The organism is Streptomyces sp. MAI_2237 (genome assembly GCF_054189285.1).
On sequence record NZ_JAJPGQ010000003.1, the window covers coordinates 682,002 to 705,962 of the forward strand.

At 72.1% G+C, this 23,961-nt stretch carries 21 protein-coding genes; 5 read left to right on the forward strand and 16 right to left on the reverse strand.

Going from position 1 to position 23,961, the window contains the following annotated elements; translation table 11 throughout:
* Positions 1–18 precede the first annotated feature (18 nt).
* The 7 genes from LN251_RS13375 to LN251_RS13405 all read right to left on the reverse strand — a co-directional run bounded on the left by LN251_RS13375 (position 19) and on the right by LN251_RS13405 (position 10,254).
* Entirely contained in the window at positions 19–1,431 is a 1,413-nt protein-coding gene (locus LN251_RS13375) for a M20 family metallo-hydrolase (RefSeq protein WP_458244634.1), read from the reverse strand.
* Complete coding sequence (locus LN251_RS13380; protein WP_458244635.1) at positions 1,428–3,389, reverse strand: S9 family peptidase; 1,962 nt, start codon at positions 3,387–3,389, stop codon at positions 1,428–1,430. The genes LN251_RS13375 and LN251_RS13380 overlap by 4 nt, the downstream gene beginning before the upstream one ends.
* Positions 3,390–3,406: 17 nt before the next feature.
* Positions 3,407–5,368, reverse strand: a complete 1,962-nt coding sequence (locus LN251_RS13385; RefSeq protein ID WP_458244636.1) for a M13 family metallopeptidase — start codon at positions 5,366–5,368, stop codon at positions 3,407–3,409.
* The gene (locus tag LN251_RS13390; RefSeq protein WP_458244637.1) at positions 5,365–6,633 is read right to left on the reverse strand and encodes an MFS transporter; all 1,269 of its coding nucleotides are present in this window, start codon (positions 6,631–6,633) and stop codon (positions 5,365–5,367) included. Before LN251_RS13390 ends, LN251_RS13385 begins: the two co-directional genes overlap by 4 nt.
* 159 nt (positions 6,634–6,792) lie before the next feature.
* Positions 6,793–8,007 carry a cupin domain-containing protein gene (locus tag LN251_RS13395; protein ID WP_458244638.1) on the reverse strand — a complete coding sequence of 405 codons (1,215 nt, stop codon included), beginning with the start codon at positions 8,005–8,007 and terminating at the stop codon, positions 6,793–6,795.
* A gap of 142 nt (positions 8,008–8,149) precedes the next feature.
* Positions 8,150–9,340 carry a cupin domain-containing protein gene (locus LN251_RS13400; RefSeq protein ID WP_249841503.1) on the reverse strand — a complete coding sequence of 397 codons (1,191 nt, stop codon included), beginning with the start codon at positions 9,338–9,340 and terminating at the stop codon, positions 8,150–8,152.
* Between the two features lie 413 nt (positions 9,341–9,753).
* On the reverse strand, positions 9,754–10,254 hold the full coding sequence (locus LN251_RS13405) for a tetratricopeptide repeat protein (RefSeq protein ID WP_458244639.1): 501 nt from the start codon (positions 10,252–10,254) through the stop codon (positions 9,754–9,756).
* Positions 10,255–10,337: 83 nt separating this feature from the next.
* On the opposite strand from LN251_RS13405, the gene LN251_RS13410 reads away from it, so the two are divergent.
* Complete coding sequence (locus LN251_RS13410) at positions 10,338–10,592, forward strand: hypothetical protein (protein ID WP_458244640.1); 255 nt, start codon at positions 10,338–10,340, stop codon at positions 10,590–10,592.
* A 36-nt stretch (positions 10,593–10,628) separates the two neighbouring features.
* Here LN251_RS13410 and LN251_RS13415 read toward each other — a convergent pair whose 3' ends face one another.
* The 9 genes from LN251_RS13415 to LN251_RS13455 form a co-directional block, all read right to left on the reverse strand.
* Complete coding sequence (locus LN251_RS13415; RefSeq protein ID WP_458244641.1) at positions 10,629–12,632, reverse strand: beta-galactosidase; 2,004 nt, start codon at positions 12,630–12,632, stop codon at positions 10,629–10,631.
* A complete protein-coding gene (locus LN251_RS13420; RefSeq protein ID WP_458246714.1) occupies positions 12,629–13,942 on the reverse strand; it encodes a glycoside hydrolase family 36 protein in 1,314 nt (437 codons plus the stop codon). The genes LN251_RS13415 and LN251_RS13420 overlap by 4 nt, the downstream gene beginning before the upstream one ends.
* A 26-nt stretch (positions 13,943–13,968) precedes the next feature.
* Positions 13,969–14,853: a carbohydrate ABC transporter permease gene (locus LN251_RS13425; protein ID WP_249835698.1), complete on the reverse strand. Its 885-nt coding sequence runs from the start codon at positions 14,851–14,853 to the stop codon at positions 13,969–13,971.
* On the reverse strand, positions 14,850–15,830 hold the full coding sequence (locus tag LN251_RS13430) for a carbohydrate ABC transporter permease (protein WP_458244642.1): 981 nt from the start codon (positions 15,828–15,830) through the stop codon (positions 14,850–14,852). Before LN251_RS13430 ends, LN251_RS13425 begins: the two co-directional genes overlap by 4 nt.
* On the reverse strand, positions 15,830–17,140 hold the full coding sequence (locus tag LN251_RS13435; RefSeq protein ID WP_458244643.1) for an ABC transporter substrate-binding protein: 1,311 nt from the start codon (positions 17,138–17,140) through the stop codon (positions 15,830–15,832). The genes LN251_RS13430 and LN251_RS13435 overlap by 1 nt, the downstream gene beginning before the upstream one ends.
* 250 nt (positions 17,141–17,390) lie before the next feature.
* Positions 17,391–18,995, reverse strand: a complete 1,605-nt coding sequence (locus tag LN251_RS13440) for a CopD family protein (RefSeq protein WP_458244644.1) — start codon at positions 18,993–18,995, stop codon at positions 17,391–17,393.
* Positions 18,953–19,510 (reverse strand): copper resistance CopC family protein, encoded by a 558-nt coding sequence (locus LN251_RS13445; RefSeq protein ID WP_458244645.1) that lies wholly within the window; start codon positions 19,508–19,510, stop codon positions 18,953–18,955. Before LN251_RS13445 ends, LN251_RS13440 begins: the two co-directional genes overlap by 43 nt.
* A 200-nt stretch (positions 19,511–19,710) precedes the next feature.
* Complete coding sequence (locus LN251_RS13450; protein WP_458244646.1) at positions 19,711–20,469, reverse strand: SDR family NAD(P)-dependent oxidoreductase; 759 nt, start codon at positions 20,467–20,469, stop codon at positions 19,711–19,713.
* Positions 20,466–20,933, reverse strand: a complete 468-nt coding sequence (locus tag LN251_RS13455; protein WP_458246715.1) for a cupin domain-containing protein — start codon at positions 20,931–20,933, stop codon at positions 20,466–20,468. The genes LN251_RS13450 and LN251_RS13455 overlap by 4 nt, the downstream gene beginning before the upstream one ends.
* Before the next feature lie 163 nt (positions 20,934–21,096).
* On the opposite strand from LN251_RS13455, the gene LN251_RS13460 reads away from it, so the two are divergent.
* Genes LN251_RS13460 through LN251_RS13475 form a run of 4 tightly spaced genes read left to right on the forward strand, consistent with a single transcriptional unit; the run spans position 21,097 to position 23,906 of the window.
* Positions 21,097–21,648: an integrin alpha gene (locus LN251_RS13460; protein ID WP_458244647.1), complete on the forward strand. Its 552-nt coding sequence runs from the start codon at positions 21,097–21,099 to the stop codon at positions 21,646–21,648.
* A complete protein-coding gene (locus tag LN251_RS13465) occupies positions 21,560–22,585 on the forward strand; it encodes a VCBS repeat-containing protein (protein ID WP_458244648.1) in 1,026 nt (341 codons plus the stop codon). Before LN251_RS13460 ends, LN251_RS13465 begins: the two co-directional genes overlap by 89 nt.
* Positions 22,586–22,610: 25 nt before the next feature.
* The gene (locus LN251_RS13470) at positions 22,611–23,201 is read left to right on the forward strand and encodes an HhH-GPD-type base excision DNA repair protein (RefSeq protein ID WP_458244649.1); all 591 of its coding nucleotides are present in this window, start codon (positions 22,611–22,613) and stop codon (positions 23,199–23,201) included.
* 60 nt (positions 23,202–23,261) lie between these two features.
* Entirely contained in the window at positions 23,262–23,906 is a 645-nt protein-coding gene (locus tag LN251_RS13475) for an HdeD family acid-resistance protein (RefSeq protein WP_458244650.1), read from the forward strand.
* The last annotated feature ends 55 nt before the right edge of the window (positions 23,907–23,961 follow it).

Consider the following 23,961-nt stretch of genomic DNA (forward strand, 5'->3'; position numbering starts at 1 on the left):
GACCTGTTCGTGGGACCGCTAGCGGTCCTGCGCGCCGGCCCGTACGCGGCGCGCCGGCCGCCCGGACACGGAGCGCTCGCTGAGCGCGGTGACACGCATCGCGGTGCGCAGCAGCACGCGCGCGCCGGCGACCAGGTCGCGCGGTGCGGTGTCCTCCTCCGGGACGTGGCTGATGCCGCCGATACTCGGGACGAAGATCATTCCGATGGGCGCGATGTCGGCGATCATCTGCGCGTCGTGCCCCGCGCCGCTGGGCAGGAACTCGTACGGCAGCCCCAGTTCGTCGGCGCTGCACTCGATGGCCGCGCGCAGCACCGGGTCGGTGGACACCGGGTCGGAGCGGGTCTCGGCCACCACCTCGATCTCGGTGCCGGTGTCCGCGGCGATGCTCCGCAGGGCCCGGCGCAGGGTCTCCTCGGCCTTCGCGGCCCGCCACACGTCGGTGTCCCGCAGGTCCACGGTCAGCCGCACCGTGCCCGGGATGGTGTTCGGCGTGTTGGGGTGCAGGTCCAGGCGGCCCACGGTGCCCACGCGGCACATCTTCTTGTCCCGCGCGATGTGCTCCACGGCCAGCACCACCCGGCCGGCCGCCGTGAGCGCGTCCCGGCGCCCCTCCATCGGGCTGGTGCCCGAGTGCCCGGCGGCGCCCCGCACCTCCACCGTCAGCACGGTGCGGCCCGTGATGGCGTCGACCACCCCGATCCGGCTGCCGCTGCGCTCCAGCACCGGCCCCTGCTCCACGTGGAGTTCGAGGTAGGCGGCCACCGAACCGTGCGGCCAGCCCGCGCTGCCGAGCGCGTCCAGGTCGCCGCCGGCGAGCCGCAGCGCCTCGCGCAGCGGCCGTCCCTCGTGGTCGCGCGGCTCCCGGGGCAGCTCGGCCAGCCTCCCGGCGATCGCCATGGAGCCCCAGAACGGCTGCGGGAACAGCGCCCCCTCCTCGTTGGCGAAGGCCACCGCCACCGGGTCGTACGGCAGCCGGGCGCCGCTGTCAGCGACGGTCTGGAGCACCTCCAGGGCGGCCAGCACCCCGTACGCGCCGTCCAGGCGGCCGCCGTTGACGACGGTGTCCAGGTGCGAGCCCATCATCAGCACCTGCCGGTCCCCGGGGTGCTCGCCGGGCCGCGGCCGGAGCCGGACGATGAGGTTGCCGGCCGCGTCGACGGCGGGGACCAGGCCCGCGCCGCGTGCTTCGTCCATCAGGTAGCCGCGCGCCTCCCGGTCGGCCGCGCTGAAGCCCTCCCGGGTGATGCCGCCCGTCCGCTCGTCCAGCCCGATCCGGCCCAGGGCCTCGATCCGCCCGAGCAGCCGGTCCGCGTCGATGTCCAGGGACAGCAGTCCGTCCGCCCCCTGTACCAGGGTGTCGCCCATCCGTACGTCCTCCCGCTCGGGTCGTAGGTCCGCGAGGCCCGCCACATCGGCGAGGCCGCTCACAGGTGCCGCTCCCACCACTCCAGGACGGCCTCGAAACGCGCCAGCCGGTGGCTGGGCAGGCCGCTGCGGGACATGTCGTGTCCCTCGCCCGGGAACAGCAGCATCTCCACGGGGACCTTGCGCACCTTCAGCTCCGTGAACAGGCGCTGCGCCTGCTCCGGCGGGCAGTGCTTGTCCTCCTCGGACTGGATGACCAGCATCGGCGTGGACATCCGGTCCACGTACGTCAGCGGGCTCTGCTCGGCCCAGCGGCCGCGGTCGGCGCCGTACAGGGAGACGGCGAGGTCCGCCCCGTCGTCGCTGGTGGCGGCGTAGCTGTCGATGGCGTACAGCCCGCGCTCGCCGATCATGGCGCGGAACCGCTCGCCGTGATGGGCGTTGAACCACGCCGCCATGTAGCCGCCGAACGAGCCGCCCATCACGCCGACCCGGCCGGCGTCCAGGTCGGGGGACTCGAGCGCCGTGTCGAGGATGGCGAGGAGGTCGGTGGCGGACCTGCGCGGCAGGTCGTCGCGGACGTGGGCGCCGTGCGCCTGGCCGTAGCCGGAGCAGCCGCGCGGGTTGCCCAGCACCACCGCGTATCCGGCGCTCGCGTACACCTGCGCCTCGTCGAAGGCGGCCGGCCCGTTCAGGGTGTAGCCCCACTGCGTGTAAGGGCCGCCCTTGACCTGGAAGATCACGGGGTGCGGGCCGGGGCCCTCGGGGCGCACCACCCATGCGTGCAGCGGGTAGCCGTCGGGGGCGTAGGCGGTGAACTCCTCCATCGGCAGCAGCCCGGCGCGCTCGGCGAGTTCGGCGCCGTAGGGCGTCAGGACGCGCTCGGTGCCGTCGCGCCAGACCATCAGGTCGCCGGCGCTGCGGTCGCCGGCGACGACGGCGGCGACGGTGACCGACCCGTCGGGCGTCTCGGCGACCGCGTAGCCGTTGACCTGGCGCCGCCCGGTGATGACGGGGGTGGGCTCGCCGCCGTCGTAGGGGACCAGGACGAGGTGGACCTCGCCGCGGTGGTCGCTCGCGAAGTACACGCCGTCGGCGGCGGGCCAGATCATCTGGCTGGCGAAGCTGAGGTGGTGGGCGTCGCCGGTGAGGCGGCGCGGTACGACCGGGCTGCCGGCCGGCTCGGTGTCGGCGGACCGGACCGGCACCGACCACAGGCCGTAACTGGCCGTGGCGCACGAGTTGTTGTTCTTGTCCAGCTCCGCGCCGCAGAAGACGACCGAGCCGCCGTCCGCGGCGAAGCGGGGCGTGAACAGGTACATCCCGCCGTGGGTCAGCGGCCTCAGGCCGGTGCCGTCGGCGCCGACGGCCCACACGTCGTTGCGGGAGTCGTCGCCGCGCTCCTCGTGCCGGGCCGTCACGAAGGCCAGCAGGCGGCCGTCGGGGCTCCAGGCCAGGTCGCCGTGGTCGTAGTCGCCTTCGGTGAGCTGCAGCGGCGCGGCCTCGGCGGCGAAGGGGTCGGTGACGAAGACCTGCCGGGGGCGGTCGTAGGTGTAGCCGAAGCCGTCGAGCTGGTACACGAGCGTGGTGACGCGGCGCGGCCGCTCCTGCTCGGCCGGGCCCTGGTAGCGGCCCGGCGCGGGCACCCGGCTGGTGTAGGCGATCCGGGTCGAGTCCGGGCTCCACACCGGCTGCCCCGCGCCCATCGGGTGGTCGGTGACCGGGTAGGCCTCGCCGCCGCCCTGCATCGGCAGCAGATGGATCTGCGCGCGGCCGTGGGCGCCGGGGCGCAGGAAGGCCAGGAACCGGCCGTCGGGCGAAAAGACGGGCGCGCCGTCGTAGGGGCCCTGGGTGACACGGCGCGGCGGGGTCGCGCCGGTGGTGTCGAAGATCAGCATCTCGGTGGTGTAGTCGTCGCCCGCCACGTCGGCGCGGGTGACCTCCACCACGGCGTGGGCGCCGTCCGGTGAGAGCGTGGGGCGCCCGAGCACGGGCAGCAATTCGATGTCGGTGGGCAGCATGTCGGGTCCTCACAGACTCACAGAAGGGAGAAACGCTGTGCCGGGTCGATGAACAGGCCGTCCGAGGGACGCACGTCGAAGGCGTCGTAGAAGGCCCCGACGTGGCCGAGCACGCCGTTGCAGCGGAACTCGGCGGGCGGATGCCGGTCCGACGCCAGCCGCTCGGCCATGCGGGTCGCGGTGGTGCGGGCGCGCCACATCGTGGCCCAGTGCGCGAAGAAGCGGCGCGTCTCCTCGGGTCCGGCCGCGCCGGTACGGGCGGTGAACGCGGTGTGCGCGACGGTGACGCCGGCGATGTCGGCCATGTTCTCGCCGACCGTGCGGGCCCCGCTCACCCGCGTCCCGGCGAAGCCCTCGGGCTCGTAGGCGTCGTACTGCGCGACCAGCAGCCGGGCGCGGCGGGTGAACTCGGCCCGGTCCTCGGGCGCCCACCAGTCCCGCAGCCTGCCGCGTCCGTCGTAGCGCGAGCCGCGGCTGTCGAAGGCGTGCGCCATCTCGTGGCCGACGATCGCGCCCAGCAGCGCGAAGTTCCGCGCGGGGTCGCCCGCGGGGTCGAAGACGGGGGGCTGGAGCAGCGCGGCGGGGATGACCACCTGGTTGAGTCCGTGCCGGTAGTACGCGGTGACCTGGTGCGGATGGATCTTCCACTCGGTGCGGTCGACCGGGGTGCCGAGGCGGGCGAGCTCCCGGGCGATGTGCCGGTGCCGGCCGCGCTTGACGTTGCCGAGCAGGTCGCGCGGGTCCACGTCGAGGGCGTCGCCGCCGTCGGCGCGGGCGGTCTCGGGGGCGCCGATCTCGAAGACCATGTCGCCGAGCTTGCGCAGGGCGGCGTCCCGGGTGCCGGCCGTCATCCAGTCCGCCTGCTCCAGCCGGGCCCGGTAGGCGTCCACCAGGGCGCCGACCAGGTCGCGGGCGGCCTCGACGGTGCCCGGGGCGAGGTGCTCGGCGAGGTAGCGCTCGGCGACGGCGTCCCCGAGGAAGGTCTCGACGAAGGAGATCACCCGCAGGCGGCGCGGGCGCGGCTCGGTGAAGCCGTTGAGGGTGCGGCCGTAGAAGGCGAAGTTGTCGGCGAAGACCTGCCGCGGCCCGAACGGCACCATCTCGTGCACGTACCGCCAGGACAGCCACAGCCGCAGTTCGTCCAGGCCGGTCTGCCGCCACCAGTCGTCCAGGCCGGCGGCGAAGTCCGGCTGGCGCAGCCGGACGGTGGCGTCGGCGGGCACCTCTCCGAGGCCCCGAAGCCAGGCCGCCCACGCGAACCCGCCCTCGCGCGCGGCGAGTTCGGCGACCGTGCCGGTCCACGGGCGGACCGCGGCGCGGGTGCCCGGCTGCGGCACGGTGTGCCGGCCGGCCAGTTCCCGCTCCAGTCGTACGACGTCCTCGGCGGCCCGGGCGGTGTCGGTCTGCCCGGCGTGGGCGAGCATCACGTCGATGTGCGCGGTGTACTGCGCGAGCAGCTCGGCGCGTCCGTAGTGGCCGGCCGAGGGAAGCCCGAGACCAGCCTGGGAGAGGGTGAGGACGTACTGGTCGGCGTCCGCGGTGTCGACGGCGACCGAGAAGTCGAAGGCGCCGCCCACCCCTTGGGCCTGGAGGCGGCCCATGACCTCGGCCAGGGCCTCCCGGTCGGCCGCGGCCCGGATGCCGGCCAGGTCGGCCTCGAAGCCGCGGGTGGCGCCCAGTTCCTCGATGCGCTCCTCGTCCATGAAGCTGGCGTGCAGGTCGGCGATGCGGCGCTCGGCGCCGCCGCGTCCGGGGTGGGCGACGGCGCGGTGGATGACGCGCTCGACGTCGTCCTGCACCTTGTCCGCCAGCAGGGTCAGGGTGGTGGCCTCGGCCCGGTGGGCCGGCAGCGCGTACCCGTCCGTCCAGGGTCCGTTGACGAAGCGGTAGAAGTCGTCCTGCGGCCTGGCGGAGAGGTCGGGTTCCGTGCCGCGGGGCAGATACGCCGGCGCTTGGGCCGGGTCCGAGGCCACCGTCATCGCGCGGCCTCGTTCAGCAGCGGGGCGGGCACCTCGGCGTCGGAGTTCTTCAGCACGCCGTTGGCGAAGACGGCCAGGGCGGCCAGGGCGAACACGCCCGCGGCGAGGAAGCCGTAGCGCGGGGTGGTGAAGCTGAGGATCGCGCCGCCGATCAGGTAGCCGAGCGCCGGGCCGGTGTTGGAGACGGCGCCGAGCGCGGCGAAGGCACGGCCGCGGTGGGTGTCGGGCACGCGGACGTTGAGCAGGATGTGGGTGACCGTCGCCTGGGCGCCGTTGCCGATGCCGCCGAGGACGTAGAACGGCAGGATCCACCACACGCCCGGGGCCAGCCCGGTGCCCAGGATGGCCACGGCGATGCAGAGGAACGTGCCGATCAGGATGGCCTCGTGGCTGAGCCGCTTGAGCCGGCGCACCAGCATCCCGCCGGGGATCAGGCCCAGCATCCAGGCGGACATGATGAGGCCGAAGGTCTCCTCGGAGGCGCCGAAGGTCTCCCGGACGTAGAAGACGATGAGGACGTTGATGATGCTCGCGGCCGCCATGACCGCGCCGCTCAGGATGAGCACGGCGGTCAGGAAGCGGTCGGAGGTGACCTTGTAGGGGGTGACGGGCTTGTCGGCGTCCGCGCCGCCCTTGGCCGCCGCGGCGTCGCGGCCCTTGTGCAGGCGGGTGCGGATGAGCAGGCCGCCCGCCACGACCGCGGCGAAGCTGAGCGCGTCGATGAGCAACGGCACGGTCACGCCGAAGCGGCCGATGAGGAAGCCGGCGATGCCGGGGGCGGCCACCATGCCGGCCATCGCCCAGGTCTGGGAGATGGAGGAGGCTCGCGGGACGTTGTCCTTGCCGACGATGGCGCTGGGCAGCGCGCCGAACACCGGGTGGGTGAAGGCGAGTCCGGCGGACAGCAGGACCGACAGGGCGATCAGCACGGCCGGCGAGGTCCACAGGGTCATCGCCACGCAGACCAGGGCCTGCAGCGTGCCGACCCCGACGATCAGGGTGCGGCTGTCGAAGCGGTCGGCGACCCTGCCGGTCAGCGGCGACAGCAGCACCGGCGGCACGGTCGCGGCCAGCAGCAGCGCCATGACGGCGTAGGAGCCGGCGCCCTGGGCCTGCAGCTGCAGGGCGATGGCCGTCTCGGCGGCGATGTCGCCGGCGAAGGACAGACCGCGCATGCCGGCCAGGATGTAGACCTCGCGCCAGGCGGTGCGGGAGACCGGCGGTGACCCGGCCTCTGTGGTGGGTGACGTGGTGTCGGTGGCCATCTCGTGGCTCACTTCCTCTCGACGTGGGGACGGGTACGGCGTCGGGGTCGCACCGGTGCGGACAGCGCCCGACGGGACGCGGAGCCGGGAGCGGCGCGGGCGCGGCCGGCCGGGAGCCGGCCGCGGGAGCTCGATCGGCACTCGGCCGCGGTGGACCGCTCAGCGGCCGCCGTCGGCCGTCCCGGCACCCCGCGCGGCGCCGACCGCTTCGAGGACGCCCAGGCGGGCGAGCCCGCGAGCGACGCCGACGGACCGGGCCTCGGGGACACCGGGGAAGAACTCGGCCGCGGTGACGGTGCGTTCGCCGTCGAGGCCGCGCAGCGCGTCCGCGACGGCATCCGGCACGTTCAGCCGGTGGCCCGCCACCTGCAGGCCGGTCTTGCCGTCGGCGGTGGAGCCGATCTCGACGGGGGTGGCGGTGCGGCGGATCACGGTGCCGGGGCCCAGCGTGTCGATCGCGGCGAGCCGCGCGAACTCGCGGGTGCGGCCGGCTCCGTGCCGGCTGCGGCCGGTGTCGAGCAGCCGCTTGACCTCGTCGGCGGCGTCCAGCCGGGCGAGCCGGTCACGCAGCAGCTCCACCTTCGCGGTGAGCGCGGCGACGGCGGCCTCCGCCCCGTCGGCCAGGTGCGGGAAGGCGTGGAAGTCGTCGTCCTCGACCAGCGCGGCGACGGTGTCCTGGAGCAGATGGCGCCAGCGGCGCGGTTCGACGCCCACCGAGAGGTGCAGCGACAGCTCGCTCTTGGCGGCCGCCGCGTGCGGAGTGCCGTGCGGCACGTACAGGACGTCGCCGGGCTCCAGCGTCACCTCGAGGGCTGGTTCGCCGAGCTCCTCCGGCGTGTAGGAGCCCTCGTCGCCGCGACGGTGCTCCGGGGTGTCCCACACCCGCCAGGTCTTGGTGCCGTCGACCTGGACGACGAACACGTCGATGGAGTCGTGGTGCGGGGAGAAGCCGTCCGTGCGGGCCGGCGTGACGAACACGACGACCTCGGCCTCGCTGGCGAACGCGTCGGCGAACGGCTCCCGGAGACGGCGGGCGGAGGGCAGGACGTGGTGGAGGGAGTTCCAGGTGACGGTGCCGCCGGAGCGGAACAGCTCGTACACCTTCTCCGGGTTGAGGGCCTCGGCGAGCGCGGCACCGCGCGCCACCGTGCGCGTGTAGGCGCCGGACGGCACGCCCTTGCCGCCCTTCGTCACCCGCAGGTAGGACGGCGGGACCGTCTCCAGGGCGAGGACGTCGTCGAGTTGCCGGACCGAGGGCAGACCGGCCAGCCGGCCCGCCAGCGCGCCCCTGCGCAGCAGCGGCCCGCGGTCGAAGTACTGGGTGAAGAAGACGTCCGTGTCGCCGACGAAGTCCTCGAAGGAATAGGTGTCCACCGTTTCTCCTGCCTCCTCCTGGTGGTCGGGTCCCGGCCCGTCGCCGGTGGGACCGGGCTGACGCCGCCGGCCCCCCGCGGCCCCGTCGCGGGCCCCCCGGACGAGGGACCCGCGACGGTTCACGAGGGGTACCAGCGGCTCGTCACCCGGCCTGGGCCAGCTCGAACACACCCAGCCGGGTGAGCCCTTGAGCGGCTTTGGCAGAGCGGAGCGCGTCCACACCGGGGAACACGTGGGACGCCTCGATCTCCGCGTCCGGGCCGAGCGCGGCCAGGGTTTCGGCGATCGGAGTGGGTACCGCGATCTTGTGGCCCTTGACGACCAGCTGGGTGCGGCCGCCCTCGTCGTCACCGAACGTCAGGGCCACGCCGCCGCGGCGCAACCGCGTGTCCGGGCCGATGTCGTCGGTGTCGGCGATGTTCTGGAAGGTGGTGCCCTTGGAGCTGCCGTCCATGTGGCGGCCGGTCTCGGCGAGCCGGTCCAGCTCGGCCGAGGTGTCGACGGACTCCAGACGCGCCACCAGCTCCTGGATCTTGTCCTTGAAGACGGCCTCGACGTCCGGCTCGCGCAGCTCGCCGATGTGCGGGTACGCGGTGAACACCTCGTCCGTCAGCAGCTGTTCGAAGGTCTCGCGCAGCAGGTCCCGCCACATGCGCGGACGCATCATGATCGACAGGTGCAGCGAGGCCTTGCCCTCGGCGGTCGCCGCGTGCGGGGTGCCGTAGGGCAGGTAGAGCACGTCACCGGGCTGGAGGGTGACCTCGATCTCCGGCTCGCCGAGGCCCTCCAGCGTGTACTGGGCGTTGTCGCCCAGGCGCGGGGTCGGCGGGTTCCACAGCTTCCAGTGCTTGGTGCCCTCGAGCTGGACGATGAACAGGTCCACCGGGTCGTGGTGCGGCGGGTAGCCCTTCTTGCCGGCGGGCGTCAGGAAGGCGACCGTGTCGGTGCGGACGGCCATCTTCTCGGTGATGAGACGGGTGAAGTCCCGCATGCCCGGGTCGATCTGGTTGAGCGAGCACCAGGTGACGGTGGCGCCGGCCCGGAAGAGCTCGTAGATCTTCTCGGGGTCCACCACGTCGGTGATGGTCTGCCCCTGGACGACGACGTTGCGGCTGTAGCCCTGCTCGGGCACGCCGTTGCCCTTGAGGTTGACCTTGATGTAGGGCGGCCGGATCACCTCGAGGTTCACCAGCTGGTCCAGCTTGCGGAGCGAGAGTATGTCGCGCGGGTCCCCCGGCACGGCGTTCTTCCGCAGCATGGGCTTCTTGTTGAAGTACTCGGCGAAGAAGACCTGCTCGTCTCCCACCAGGTCCGCGAATGCGTAGTCCGCCATGCCTGCCTCTCAATGAATTCGATTGCTTATGGGACGGGGAAGCCGTGAGGGTCGTGCGGCTGCGGGCCGGGCGAGGGGCGGCGTCCGGGGACGCCGCCCTTCGTCACTGCCTACGTCAAGAACAATTACTGGATGTTCTTGTAGTAGGAGGTGGCGAGCAGCTCCTCGGCCGTCTCGATGAACTCGATGTCGTCGAACTCGACGTTCTCCATCGTGACTCACTTCCCTTCTTCTTTTTCCCCGGGTTGTTCCCGGCGACTGATGAAATCTTCGCCCGGGGAGGGGAGTTGGGTCAACGAGTTCAACTACGGCCGGCGCGCACACGGAAATGCGCCGGGAAAAGAAAGCGCACAGAAAAACGCCCGGGTGTCGTCGTGACGACACCCGGGCGCGCGGCGAAAGGGACGGCGGTCCTATGCCGGCTCTCCGGTCAGGTCCCTGGCGTAGTCCGCGAGGGAGCGGTTGTAGCGCGGCAGGTGCCGGGCCAGCGCGACGAGGGCGTACGAGAGCGCCTCGCGCTCCCGGCCGACGTCCGCGTAGGCGAGGGCGAGGAACCCGACGACGGCGTCGTCCAGCAGGTCCGAGCCGGCCTCGCGCTCGGCCTCCAGCAGGGCGACGCTCTCCTTGACCTGGCCGACGTTGCGCAGGGAGCTGGCCAGCTGGATGACGGCGCGGCGGCGGCGCACACCGGTGAGACCCTCGTCGAGCGCCTGCCGGTAGAGCGGGACGGCCTGGTCGGAGTGGCCGGTGGAGTCGAAGGCGCAGGCGAGTTCGAAGGGAATCCTCGCGTCGTCCGACGGAAGTTCCGAGGTGAGTTCCCGGACTCTTCTGACGAATTCCTCCTCGTCGTGATCATCGAGGGCGGACCACAGGGCGGCGATCCGCTCTTCCCAGGCCGTGTCTTCTGTTGCCACTGCGACAGCCTTCCCGCTGTTGAACTCTGTTGGGCCGGTCATGCGGCGAGGGGCGGCGTCCGCAGACGCCGCCCTTCACCACTGTGCTACTTCAAGAACAATTACTGGATGTTCTTGTAGTAGGAGGTGGCGAGCAGCTCCTCGGCCGTCTCGATGAACTCGATGTCGTCGAACTCGACGTTCTCCATCGCGATTCACTTCCCCTCTTTGTCTTCGCCGGGTTGTTCCCGGCGACTGATGAAATCTTCGCCGGGAACACGGATTTCCGTCAACCGATCAAAAGAGGCGGGAAATTGAACGCGAAGCGCCCTGTTCAACCGCTGCCGGGCAGCGGTTGAACAGGGCGCGAAGGGCGGTGCGGGGGCGCGGGGCCGTCAGCGGTGGTGCGGCTCCCGCACCACGGCGACCTCGCCGGCCGGCACGGCGACCGCGTCGCCCGCCGGTTTCCCGGTGAGCAGTTCGACCGCTCCCGGCGCGACCGGGACCGTCGCGTCCTCGTCGCCGTGGTTGATCAGAAACAGGTAGTCGGCGTCGGGGCCGCGCCGCAGCGCCGCCTCCACCCCGGCGGGCGCCGTGCGGACGGCCGTCACACCGGCCTCCGCGCGGACCCGCTCCAGCAGGCCGGCCAGGGTCGCCGGGTCGGGCCGCGTGGACAGGTACCAGGCGGCGCCCGAGCCGTGCGCGTGGCGGGTCACCGCCGGGGTCCCGGCCAGCGGGCCCGTCGTGTACGACGACACCGCCTCCGCGCCCTCCAACCGTACCCGCTCCGACCACAGCGTGCCCGTGCCGCCGCCGCTCAGGGCCACCGTCTCCCCGGGCAGCAGCGGGAACAGCTCGTCCGTCCGGATGCCCAGGGCCGTACGGAACGCGCCCGGGTAACCGCCCAGCCGGACATGGCAGTTGGCGTCGACCATGCCGCTGTGGAAGCCGACGGCGAGCGTGCCGCCGCGCTCGGCGAACGCACTGAGGTTCGCCGCGCCCTCGTCGTCCACCAGGTAGAGGCTGGGCGCCAGGACAAGCCGGTACGCCGACAGGTCGGCGTCCGGGCGGACGAAGTCCACCGCCACGCCCGCGCGCCACAAGGGCTCGTACCAGTCCCGCACCAGGTCCAGGAAGCGCAGTGCGCCGCTCGGCTGCGAGGGCAGTTCCAGGGCCCAACGGGCGTCCCAGTCCCAGGCCACGGCCACCTCGGCCGGCGTCGTACTGCCGCGCACCTCCGCGAGCGCCCGCAGGTCCGCGCCCAGTCGCACGACGTCGCGCCAGATCTGGCTGTCGGTCCCGGCGTGCGGCAGCATCGCCGAGTGCCACTGCTCGGCGCCCGCCTTGGCGGCCCGCCACTGGAAGTAGGCGATGCCGTCGGCGCCCCGGGCGACGTGTGCGAGGGCGTTGCGGCGCAACTCCCCTGCCGTTTTGGCCCGGTTGACCGGCTGCCAGTTGACGGCGCCCGTGGAGTGCTCCATCAGCAGCCACGGGCCGCCGGCCAGGGAGCGGACCAGGTCGCCGCTGAGCGCGATGTCGATCTCGGACTCGGGGTCGGAGGACCGCAGGTAGTGGTCGTTGGAGACGATGTCCAGCTTCGGGGCCCAGCGCCAGTAGTCGAGGGCGTCGAAGTTGTACATCACCATGAAGTTGGTGGTCGCCGGGGTCGTCGGCGCGGCCTCGGCCAGGACGTCCCGCTCGGCCTCGTACAGCGACAGCAGGGCGTCGCTGCAGAAGCGGCGCCAGTCCAGCCGGTGCGTGGGGTTGGGGACCGCGCCGGTCGCGCGCGGGGGCAGGATCTGGTCCCAGTCGTAGTACCACTGGCTCCAGAAGGTGGTGCCCCAGGCGTGGTTGAGGGCGTCCAGGCTCGCGTACCGGTCCTGCAGCCAGGCGCGGAACGCCTCCGCGCTGGTGTCGCAGAAGCACTCGGCGTTGTGGCAGCCGTACTCGTTGTGGACGTGCCACATCGCCACGGCCGGGTGATCGGCGTACCGGCGCGCCAGCTCCCCGACGATCCGCAGGGCGGCCTCCCGGTAGGCCGGGCTGGACGGGCAGAACGTCTGGCGGCTGCCGTACGACAGCCTGCGGCCGTCCGCGTCCACCGGCAGGGCGTCCGGGTGGGCGACGAAGAACCAGGCGGGCGGGGCCGCGGTCGGGGTCGCGAGGTCGGCGGCGATGCCGTGCTCGTGCAGCAGGCCGAGGATGCGGTCCAGGCGCGAGAAGTCGTAGGTGCCCTCGGAGGGTTCCAGCAGCGCCCAGGAGAAGATGTTGACGCTGACCATGGTGACCCCGGCCTCGGCCATCAGCCGCATGTCCTCGGCCCACACCTCCTCGGGCCACTGCTCGGGGTTGTAGTCGCCGCCGTAGGCGATGCCCGGGACGTTCAGGGCGCGTGTCATCGGGCACCTCCGGAGAGCAGCCGGCGCGTGGTGGCGACGCCCCACTCGTCCAGGGACAGCAGCCGGTCGCTGGAGGCCATCAGGCCGCCGGTGGCCTCCACGTGGGCCGCCCAGCGCTCGCGGGTCTCCACGGCGGGGCGGGCCATCAGGCAGTCGGGGTCGTTGGTCCAGAGCCGGCCGTGCTGCCACTGGCGGCCCACGCCGGTGAACTCGGCCGGGTCCTGGCCGGGCTGGCTGTAGTCGTCGGCCTCGGGGCGGCGGTGCGGGGCCGTGTCGGGGCTGACCCGCATCGCGTCGAACAGGCCGATGGAGGGCAGGATCGGCGCCCCGCAGCCCAGCAGGTAGGCGTCGGCGCCGATGGCCTCGCGGATCAGCCGGATGCCGTCGCGGTACGCGGTCAGCGCGTCGACGTCCTCGTGCCGTACGCCGTCCAGCGCGCCGGCGTACAGGAAGTCGACCTTGAAGTAGTCGTAGCCCTCGGAGCGCAGCGTGCGGAAGACGTCCGTCAGGTACGCCGCCGCCTCGGGGTGGGTGGTGTCCAGCACCCGCAGGTCGTGGCCCCAGTTGCGGCCGGCGTGCGCGAAGCCGCCGTCGGCGGAGCGGACCAGCCAGTCGGGGTGCTCGCCGGCCAGGTCGCTCGCCGGGTCCACCAGGAAGGGGGCCGTCCAGATGCCGGCCCGGCGGCCGCGCGCCCGGATGGCGTCCGCGATGCCCGCGCGGGAGCGGAAGCGGCCGGAGAGGGTGAGCCAGTCGCCGAGGGCCTTCTGGTAGCCGTCGTCGATCTGGACGACGTCGATGGGCAGGTCGAGGGTGTCCATCGCACGGAGGTTCTCGTGGATGTCGTCCTCGGTGACGTGCGTGAAGTACTCGTACCAGGAGCACCAGACGGTGGGGGCCGGCCGCGGCGGTGCGACGCCGAGGCTGTCGGCCCAGCCGCCCAGTGCTTCCTGGATGTCGGTGCCCGTCCACTCCTTCACCGGACCGTCCGCGGTGACCTCCGCGAGGCCGTCCGTCACCGTCAGCCGGATGGAGGGGACCTCGCCGGTGGGGTCGACGGCCGCCCACAGCCGGGCCGGTGAGCCGTCGCCGGGGTCGAGCGCCAGCAGGCCCTCGCCCTGGAAGGTGCCCTCGGGGACGGTGACGCCGGGGCGGTAACAGACCGTCGCCCAGTTGTCGTTGGTCGGGCGGTACGGCCGCTCACCCGGGGCGTAGGCCCCGCTGGGGCTCCAGGACTGCCAGCCCTCCTCGTGGACCCGGGCGTTGAGCGGGTCCACGGGGAGGGAGGCGACGGGGGTGAAGGGGTGGTGCACGGGGGTCTCTTTCACAAAGGGGGGCGTCAGCCCTTGTTGGCGCCGAGGGTGAGGCCGCTGACGAACTGCCGTTGCAGCACGAAGTACACGATCAGGGTGGGGATCGCGGTGAGCAGGGCGCCGGCGGCGACGAGGTTGGGGTCGGTGAAGTACTGCCCGGAGAGGTTGTTCAACGCGCTGGTGATCGGCATGTTCTCCCCGGTGGAGATCAGCACGATGGCCCAGAAGAAGTCGTTGTAGATCCAGATGGACAGCAACGTCGCCAGGGCGGCCATGGCGGGCTTGCACAGGGGCAGCACGATCTGCCAGTACTGGCGCCACACCGACGCGCCGTCCACCAGGGCGGCCTCGGTGAGTTCGTGCGGCAGCATCCGCATGTAGTTGGACAGCACGAACGCGCAGAACCCGGACTGGAACGCGACGTGGATCAGCACCAGGCCGAGCGCGGAGTCGTACAGCTTGCCGCTGGCGGTGACCCCCGGCAGGTCGATCAGCAGGTACATCCGGTACAGCGGGGTGATGATGACCTGCTGGGGCAGCAGGTTGCCCGCGGTGAACACCAGCAGCAGGGCGATGTTGAGGCGGAAGTCGAACCGGCTGACGTAGAACGCCACCATCGACGACAGCAGCAGCGTCAGCAGCACGGCCGGCACCGCGATGATCAGCGTGTTGCCGAAGTAGTGCAGCATGTCGGACTGCACGAAGGCGTTCTTGAAGTTGTCGAACGTCAGCTTGTCCGGCCAGGACACATAGCCCTTGTTGCTGGTCTCCGAGTACGGCCGCAGCGCGGCGAAGACCGCCCACACCAGCGGGGCGAGCCAGGCCAGCGAGGTGGTGACGAGGAAGACGTGCAGCAGGATCCGGGCCGGGCGGACGGGAGTGCGCTGCTTGGTGACGACAGCCGTGCTCATGCGCGCCGCTCCTTCCGGAAGGTCGCGATCAGGTACGGGATGATGACCGCGAGGGAGATCACCAGCAGGACGACGGCGATCGCGGAGCCGTAACCGATCCGGCTGGACTCGCCGATGATGTTGTTGGTGATCAGGATCGACAGCAACTCGGTGCCCTGGGCGCCCTTATTGAAGACGAAGACCAGGTCGAAGGCGCGCAGCGCCTCGATGATCGTGACCACCAGGACGACGGTGTTGGTGGGGCGCAGGGTGGGGAAGATGACGTTCTTGAACGTCTGCCACTCGTTCGCGCCGTCCAGGGCGGAGGCCTCGCGCAGGGAGGGGTCCACGCCCTTCAGGCCGGCCAGGTAGAGGATCATCATGTAACCGGTGTGCCGCCAGGATGCGGCGACCAGCACGGCCCACAGGTTCAGGTGCGGGTCGCCGATCCAGTCGATGTAGTGGCCGGGCTTGTTGGCCCCGATGAGGCTGTTGATCAGGCCGGTGTCGGGGTTGTAGACGAGCTGCCAGACGAAGCCGGTGACCGCGAGCGAGACCACGACCGGCAGGAAGTAGGCGGTCTGGTAGACCCGGGAGAAACGGATCTTCTTGTCCAGCTGGACGGCCAGGAACAGGCCCATCGGCGTGGGGATCAGGATGAGCACGACGAACCAGATGATGTTGTGCTCGACCGCGGGCCAGAACTGCGGGTTGTCGCTGAACAGCTGTTTGAAGTTGTCCAGCCCCACCCACTTGATGGAGTCGAAGCCGATGCCGTCCCAGCTGGTGAAGGCCAGGAAGATCGACGCGATGGCGGTGACCCAGACGAGGGCCACATGAAGGACCGTCGGCACGCCGGCCATGAAGGCGAGCGTGACGCGGTCGCGGCGGGTCAGCAGGCGCTTGTGGCCCCGCGGGACCCGCTCCTTGACAGGCGCGGGGCCCGAAGACGGCTGGGGGGCCGTCTCCGGGCTCGTGGTGGTGGTGTCGGCGCTCATCAGGACGCGAAGATCGTCTTCTTCTGGCGTTCGATCGAGGCCAGCAGGCTGTCGACGCCCTTGGGGTTCTGCAGGAACTTCTGCAGCGAGGGCTGCATCACCGTCGAGGTGAAGTCCGGCCGGGAGTCGCGGTCCATGAACTGCGTCAGGCTCTTGGCGTTGGAGATCATCTCGAACGCCTTCTTCTGCAGCGGCGAGTAGGAGGCGGTGGAGGCCTTGTTGGAGGCCGCGACCACGCTCGGGTCGCCCTTGAGGTAGAGCTCCTCGGCACCCGGGGTGCCCAGGTACTCCATCAGCTTGAGCATGCCGGCCTTGTTCTTCGGCGCCTTGGAGACCATGAAGCCGTCGGTGGGCGCCTCCACGGTGTCCTGCCCGTACGCGGAGTTGATCTCCGGGAAGGCGAAGAAGTCGAGGTCGTCGAGGTCGGCCTTGTTGGTGAACTGCTGGGCCACGAAGGTGCCCAGGAGGTACATGCCGGCCTTCTTCGACACCAGGGTCTGCGCGGCGTCCTGCCAGGTGCGGCCCATGAAGCCGTCCTGGTGGTAGGGCAGCAGCTCGGCCCAGTGGTCGAAGACGGCCTTGACCTTGGCGTCGGTCCACGCGGCCTTGCCCGCCATCAGCTCGACGTGGAAGTCGTAGCCGTTCAGGCGGAAGTTGATCTGGTCGAAGGTGCCCATGGCCGGCCAGGCGTCCTTGTCGCCGAACGCGATCGGGACCAGGCCGTCCTTCTTCATCTTCTTGCACAGGGCGACCAACTCGTCCCACGTGGTGGGGACCTGGTAGCCCTTCGCCTGGAAGACGCTCTTGCGGTAGAAGACCGCCCACGGGTACGTGGTCATCGGCACGAAGTAGTACTTGCCGTCCTCGCCCTTGCTGAGCTTCTTCATCGCGTCGGGGAAGTTGCCCCCGATCTTGTCCCACACGTCGTCGATCGGGGAAGCGAGGCCCTTCTTGGCGAAGAACTGCATGCGGTAGCCCGCGAACCACTTGAACACGTCGTCCGGCGTGCCCTGCAGGTAGGAGTTGATCTGCTCCTGGAAGGTGTTGTGGTCCTTCGTGTTGACGTCGACCGTGATGCCGGACTGCTTCTTGAACGTGTCGTAGACGGCGGCGTACGCCTTCTTCGGCACCGCATCCGAGTCGTTGGAACCGACGCTGACGGTCTTGGAATCCGACCCGCTGCTGCTGCTTCCGCAGGCGCTCAGCAGGGGTATGCCCGCTCCGGCGAGCAGCGCGGCACCGCCCGCGCCGCGCAGCAGACTGCGGCGGCTCGGGGAGGGAAGGGAGAGACCCGAGGGGGAGAGGTCCATGTACGGCTCCTGAAGGCAGGGTTCGGCCACAACTGCGCCATGTCGAAACAAGTCGAAACCGACCAGAAATCAACTCGACCGAACATCGTGGCGGTAATAACAGCGTCATGTCCGCTCATGGGTCAATAGCTGCCCAAGAGCTTTGTGGAAACGTGACCGACATGTTTTAGATCGATCTCGTCCGAGCGCTCGGACAGAGGTGCCGTGAGATAAGAGGACATGCCGGTTTCGCACCGGGCGCCGACCGAGGTCAGCCGGTGATCCGCACGGTCCTGGAGACGGTGACCTGGTCGATGTCGGAGGTCCTGACCGTCGCCTTCAACGTCCAGGTCCCGGCGATGGGGAGGGTCAGGGAGCTGGTCCCCCAGTAGCCGCCGAGGTTCGTCAGCCGCGCGTCGATCGGGCCGATCCCGCGGGCGGGGAGCATGAGGGAGAGCCGCAGCTCGGGGACGGTGGAGATGCCGCCGTCGGGGCCGAAGACGACCGCCTGCACGGAGTTGTCGCCGACCCGTCCGGGGTCGAGGGTGATCTGCACCTTGCCGTGCCCGCCGGGGGTGCCGACGTCGAACGGGATCATGGTCACGGACGTGGCCGGCAGCCCGCCGGCCGTCGTCGGCGCCTGCTCCGCCTCGGCGGCGGCGCGGCCCGGCAGGGTGCCGGTGAGAACCGTGGTGACCACCAGGACGACCACGCCCACGGTCACCTCGGCGAGAACGGAGCGGCGCAGCCCGCGGCGGGAGGCGGCGGACTCCGCCGGGTCGGCGGACGCGGGCGCCGCGGACGGGCCGGCGGGGTCGTCCGGCGCGGGCAGCGACGGCCGGCCGCCGACCGGCTCGGGCACCCGTTCCCGTACGACCGCCTCGGCCGGCGCCTCGACGAGCCGTGCCGTCCACTGCCGGGAGAGCCACGCCAGGGCCAGCAGCAGCACGACCACGGCCAGCTTGGCGAGCAGCAGACGGCCGTACGTCGTCCCCGTGAGCGCGTTCAGGGAGCCCAGGCCGCGCCAGGACTGGTAGACGCCGGTGACGACGAGGACGGTCACGCAGGCCGGGGCGAGGCGGGAGAAGCGAGCCACGGCGGCCGGGGCCAGCTCGGTGCGGTGCAGCAGGACCAGCAGGGCCGTGAGTCCGCCCAGCCAGACGGCCATGGCCAGCAGATGCAGCACCGAGGAGGTCATGGCCAGGGGCACCTGGATGCCGGCCGAGGCGTGCTCGGCGGCGGCCCAGGTCAGCGCGAGCGCGACGGCCAGGGCGGTGAGGGCGGTCAGGGGCAGGACGGAGGCGGCCGGGATCGGCCGCGAGGCGGCCCGGCGGGCGCCCTCAGACCCCGCGTCCGCCCGTCCGGCGTCCACCACGGCCGGGGGCCGCCGCCCGGCCCCGTGGGGCCCGTTCTGGGCTTCGGCCACCGGAGGAGGCGCGTCGGCCTCGTGTGCGTCCTCGCGCGGTTCTTCCGGGGCTTCGGGCCGGTCCGGGCCGGCGTCGGCGGCCGTCCCCCGCGACGCATCCGGGACGGCCTCCTCGGGGCCCGCGCCGACCGGCCCGCTCCCACGGCTCCCCGCGACCGACCGCGCCGACCGATTGCTCCCCGCGGCCGACAGCCAGGACCAGCCCGGTCGTTTGCGGAGTGACACGACCGCGGCGGCGACGATCAGCAGCAGCGCCAGCCGGACCAGCAGGGCCAGCCCGGGGCGGCCCGTCAGGGTCCGGGTGAGGGCCCCGGCGTCGAAGGCCGCGGTCGGGCCCGCCCCGGTCTCGTACGGGGCGCGCAGGGCCAGCAGGAACAGGCTGGTGCCCAGGAGGGTCCACCAGCCTGTCAGCAGGGGTTTGCGCAGGGGGCGGGGTCCGCCGGGCGGCACAGGACGACGAAGGCCGACGTGCCGATGAGCAGGGCGGCGGCGAGGTAGGCCAGATAGCGGGCGATGTTGTACAGGCCGGCGGTGGCCGGGTTCTCGACCGGGCCGGTGTTCACCGCGGCGACCGTCGGTGAGGGTTTGCCGACCGAGAAGGTGAACGCGCCCGACACCGGGTGGCTGTCGGCGGACACGGCCCGCCAGGCCACCACGTACGTGCCCCGGGCGAGTTCGGCGGGGAGCGTCACGCGCGCGGTGTCCGAGCCGCCCGGCCCGTGCTCGGCCGGCCCCGTGCGGACCCGCTTGTTGTCGGGGTCCAGGACGCGGAAGGAGTCGTCGAGCAGGCCGACGGACTCGGTGAAGGTCAGCGTGATCGAACGGGGCGCCGACTTCAGGACGCTTCCGTCCTTCGGGTCGGTGGACTTCAGGGCCGCGTGCGCCGACGCCGGTCCGGCACCGCCGAGGACGAGCAGCACCAGCAGGGCGCCCAGCAGCAGTGGTCCCCGGACTCCCGCGCGCACACCGGTTTCCCGCGGCCGCCGTCCGCCGCGCGCACCCTCACACCTCACGTCGTCTCTCCGTCGTCGGACTCGCCGCCTTCCGGTCAGGGCGTGTGTCGAAAGTCCCGTCGTCCGCCCGAAGGGCGGGGCCCCGCGGGGCAGGCGGGACTTTCGACACACGCCCTAGGTACGGACGGAAGCCGCCGTGTGCTCAGCGCCGCTCACCACGTCGGCCGCGCCGAGACCCCGCCGTCCGTCACCAGGTCGTGGCCCGTGACCCAGGACGCGAGCCGGGAGGCCAGGAACACGCAGGCGTCCCCGACGTCCTCCGGCCGCCCCAGCCGCCCGAGCGGTACCGCCGCCCGCCAGCGTGCCACCCCTTCGGGCCAGGCCTCGGCCAGCCCCTCCCGGTCGATGAGCCCGGGCGAGACGGTGTTGACGCGGATGCCGTACCGCCCGTACTCCAGGGCCGCCGACCGGGCGTGCATGACGACGGCCGCCTTGGAGGCGCTGTAGTGGGCGTGCGCGGCGGCCGGCTGCCGACCCTCGACGGACGCGATGTGGGTGACCGAACCGCCGCCGCCCTCGCGCATGAACTCCGCCGCGGCCTGCGTGCACGCGAAGACGCTCGACAGGTTGGCGTCCACCACCGCGCGCCACTCGCCCGCCGTCATCCCGGGCAGCTCCTGGACGGGCTGCACCCCCGCGTTGTTGACCAGGGCGTCCAGCCGGCCGCCCCACGCGGCCGCCTCCCCCACCACCTGCCGGCACACGCCCTCATCCGTGAGGTCGCCCCGCACCACGACGGCCCGCCCGCCCGACCGCCCGATCCGCCCGGCCACCTCACGCGCCGGCTCCACGGCCGTATGGCAGTGGACCGCGACCGCGGCTCCTTCCTCGGCGAACCTCAGCGCGATGCCCCGGCCGATGCCGCCGCCCGCGCCGGTGACCAGGGCGACCTGTCCTTCGAGGAGTCTCATGGGCGGGACAGTTCCAGGATCTGGGCCGCACGGTCGGGATACCGCGCCGTCAGTCGGTCCGCGTCGCCGTGCTCGTACCCCTCGTAGGTGAACCCGGGGGCCATCGTGCAGCCGAAGAACGTCCACGCGCCCAGCGTCCGGCCGCCCATCCAGGTGCCGGCGGGCACGGTCAGCTGGGGATGCTGGCCGCCCAGGACGTCTGGGCCGAGGACGGCCGTGGACGAGGTGCCGTCGGGGGCGAGGAGCAGCAGTTCGAGCGGGCCGCCGAGGTAGAAGTGCCAGATCTCGTCGGTCGGCAGACGGTGCAGGGCGGAGTGGTCGCCGGCCCGCAGCAGGGCGACGATCGCGGTGCCCTCCGGGCGGCCGTCGGCCCGTTCGGGTCCCGCCCAGGTGGTGTGGAACAGGCCGCCCTCGTGGGGGATGGGTTCCAGCGCGTAGTGCGCGATCAGGTCTTGTGGGGTCACCGGCTTCGCCGGGGTCGGCTGGCTCACCTGCCGCACGCTACTCCCCCTACAGGAAGCGCCAGTTGGGGCGCCGTCGGCCGTACAACCATTCGTGTGTCTCGTGTGTCCAGTGGGACGTCCGTTGCCGGGCACAGCCCTGGCCAGACTCAGTCGAGGAGTCCCGTTGCGCAGAGCAGCCCTGGTGGCGACCATGATCACCGCGTCCGCCGCCGTCACGCTCACGCCCGTCACGGCGTCCGCCGCGGCCCCCTACAAGGGCGCCAACACGGCGGCCGTGCAGGACGACTTCAACGGGGACGGGTACCGGGACCTGGCCGTGGGCGCGCCCCACGCCTCCAACGGCGGTGTGGAGGAGGCCGGTTCGGTCGTCGTGCTGTACGGCTCGGCGTCGTCGTTGAGCGCGACCCGGCGCACGGTCATCACCCAGGCGACCACCGGGATCCCCGGCTCGCCGGAGGACGACGACCAGTTCGGCGGCACCGTGGCCAGCGCCGACCTGGACCGCGACGGATACGCGGACCTGATCGTCGGGGCCCCACGAGGCCGTCGGCGACGCCTACTCGCGCGGCTCGGTGACGGTCGTGTGGGGCGGCCCGAACGGCCTCCGGGGCGGGGCGAACATCTCGGTGCCGACGGGCTACGGCGAGGGCAGGACGTACTGCCGCTTCGGACTGTCCCTGGCCACCGGCGACATGAACGGCGACGGGGCCCCTGAGCTGAGCGTCGGCTCGGGCTGCGAGGCCGCCACCTACACCGGCCCCTTCACGCGCACCGGGAAGGCCGCCGCCACCGTCCGGGAGCCCTTCTACGGCGAGACCCGCGGCGTCGTGATGGGAGACGTCGACGGCGACGGGAACGCGGAGCAGTTCTGGCTCCCGGGCCCCACCGACGGCGACCTGCGCGGACCGGTGTACGTCCAGCCCGGCGTCAGCGACGGCGAGTCCATGCCGTCCTCCGGCCGCACCGAACTCCCCAACGCCGACGGCCACGCGGGCGTGGTCGGCGACATCAACGGCGACGGCTACGGCGACCTCGTCACCGGCGTCTCCACCGACGACTCCATGTCCGGCGGCCCGGCCGGCTGGGCGCATCGCGGCGGCGAGATCCAGGTCCTGTACGGCAGCGCGCAGGGCATCACCGCGGACCAGAAGCCGACGGTCTACCACCAGGACACCGCGGGCGTGCCCGGCACCGCCGAGAACGGCGACATGTTCGGCCAGTCGATCAGCGTCGGGGACGTCGACGGCGACAAGTACGCCGACGTCCTGGTCGGCTCCCCCGGCGAGGGCGTCGGCACCCACGCGGCGGCCGGGACCGCGGTCCTGCTGCGCGGCTCGGCCTCCGGCCTGACCACCGCCAAGGCGGCCGGCTACACCCAGAACACGGCCGGGGTGCCCGGGACCGCCGAGACCGGCGACTGGTTCGGCACGGCCGTCCACCTCACGGACCTCAACAAGGACGGCAAGCTGGAGACCGTCGTGGGGGCGCCCACCGAGAACAGCGACGGCTGCGTGTGGATCGCCCGCGGTTCCTCCGCCGGCCCCGTCCTGAGCGGTTCGGTCGACGTCTGCGGCAAGAGCGCGGGCATCACCGTCCACGGCGTCAAGGGCTACTTCGGCGCGGCGCTCGCGAGTGCTCACGTGGAGCTCTGACCGCCGCGGAGGCATGATCGGGGTCATGGACGTCACCCTTCACCTCGCCCAGGACCCCGAGGCCGACGAGCTCCTCGGGCGCTCCCCGCTCGCCGCGCTGGTCGGGATGCTGCTGGACCAGCAGGTCCCGATGGAGTGGGCGTTCAAGGGACCCCGCACCATCGCCGACCGGCTCGGCGCCGACGACCTGGACGCGCATGAGATCGCCGCGCAGGACCCGGAGGCGTTCGTCGCGCTGCTCTCCGAGAAGCCGGCCGTGCACCGCTACCCCGGTTCCATGGCCAAGCGGATCCAGCAGCTGTGCCAGTACCTCGTCGAGCACTACGACGGCAACGCCGAGCTCGTCTGGAAGGGCGTCGCCGACGGCCGTGAGCTGCTGCGCCGCCTGCAGGACCTGCCCGGCTTCGGCAAGCAGAAGGCGCAGATCTTCCTGGCGCTGCTCGGCAAGCAGCTGGGCGTGCGGCCCGAGGGGTGGCAGGAGGCCGCCGGCGCCTACGGCGAAACGGAGTCCTTCCGGTCCGTCGCCGACATCACCGGGCCGGAGTCCCTGGCCAGGGTGCGCGCGCACAAGCAGGAGATGAAGGCGGCGGCCAAGGCCGCCAAGAGTCAGGGGTAGGCGTGGGCCAAGTGGGGTCCTGCGGTGGCGGAGTGTCCGGCGCCGGGCCCAGCATGGATCATGACCGACCTGCCCAACACCGCTGACCGGGGCGCCGGGTACGACGACCGCAAGGCGTACGCCACCGCGTCCGAGCCGCCCCTCGAAGGCCCCCTGCACGCCCTGTCCCGCGCCGCCTGGCAAATCGTCCTGCTCACCGGCGTCGCCTCGCTGATCCTCGGCGTCCTGGTGCTCGTCTGGCCGGGCGCCTCACTGCTCGCGGCCGGAGTCCTGTTCGGCGTCTATCTCCTCGTCAGCGGCGTCTTCCAGCTGATCGCCGCCTTCGGCACGCACCGGTCGACGTCCCTGCGCGTCCTGGCCTTCATCAGCGGTGCCCTCTCCATCCTGCTGGGCCTGTTCTGTCTGCGCGGCCCGATGCGGTCGATCCTGCTGCTCGCCCTGTGGATCGGCATCGGCTGGCTGATCCGCGGGATCACCCAGACCCTGGCCGCGGCGCACGACAAGGAGATGCCGGCCCGCGGCTGGCAGATCTTCCTCGGCGTCCTGACCTTCGTCGCCGGGATCGTGCTGATCGACTCGCCCTTCGAGTCGGTCGCCGTGCTGACCCTGGTCGGCGGCATCTGGCTGGTCGCCGTCGGAATCGTGGAGATCATCACGGCGATCCGCATCCGGAGCCGGGCCCGCCAGGTGCCGCAAGCGCTCTAGCGGCGTCGTGTGCTCCGAACGGGCGTATCCCGCGCCCGGCGTGCCGAACGGCGGG

Bases quoted from the DNA above. Each gene is read 5' to 3' on its own strand.
- LN251_RS13435 (WP_458244643.1), bottom strand. From the start codon at position 17,140: ATGGACCTCTCCCCCTCGGGTCTCTCCCTTCCCTCCCCGAGCCGCCGC.
- LN251_RS13400 (WP_249841503.1), bottom strand. From the start codon at position 9,340: ATGGCGGACTACGCATTCGCGGACCTGGTGGGAGACGAGCAGGTCTTC.
- LN251_RS13390 (WP_458244637.1), bottom strand. From the start codon at position 6,633: ATGGCCACCGACACCACGTCACCCACCACAGAGGCCGGGTCACCGCCG.
- LN251_RS13425 (WP_249835698.1), bottom strand. From the start codon at position 14,853: ATGAGCACGGCTGTCGTCACCAAGCAGCGCACTCCCGTCCGCCCGGCC.
- LN251_RS13475 (WP_458244650.1), top strand. From the start codon at position 23,262: ATGACCGACCTGCCCAACACCGCTGACCGGGGCGCCGGGTACGACGAC.
- LN251_RS13450 (WP_458244646.1), bottom strand. From the start codon at position 20,469: ATGAGACTCCTCGAAGGACAGGTCGCCCTGGTCACCGGCGCGGGCGGC.
- LN251_RS13380 (WP_458244635.1), bottom strand. From the start codon at position 3,389: ATGCTGCCCACCGACATCGAATTGCTGCCCGTGCTCGGGCGCCCCACG.
- LN251_RS13470 (WP_458244649.1), top strand. From the start codon at position 22,611: ATGGACGTCACCCTTCACCTCGCCCAGGACCCCGAGGCCGACGAGCTC.
- LN251_RS13385 (WP_458244636.1), bottom strand. From the start codon at position 5,368: ATGACGGTGGCCTCGGACCCGGCCCAAGCGCCGGCGTATCTGCCCCGC.
- LN251_RS13430 (WP_458244642.1), bottom strand. From the start codon at position 15,830: ATGAGCGCCGACACCACCACCACGAGCCCGGAGACGGCCCCCCAGCCG.
- LN251_RS13415 (WP_458244641.1), bottom strand. From the start codon at position 12,632: ATGACACGCGCCCTGAACGTCCCGGGCATCGCCTACGGCGGCGACTAC.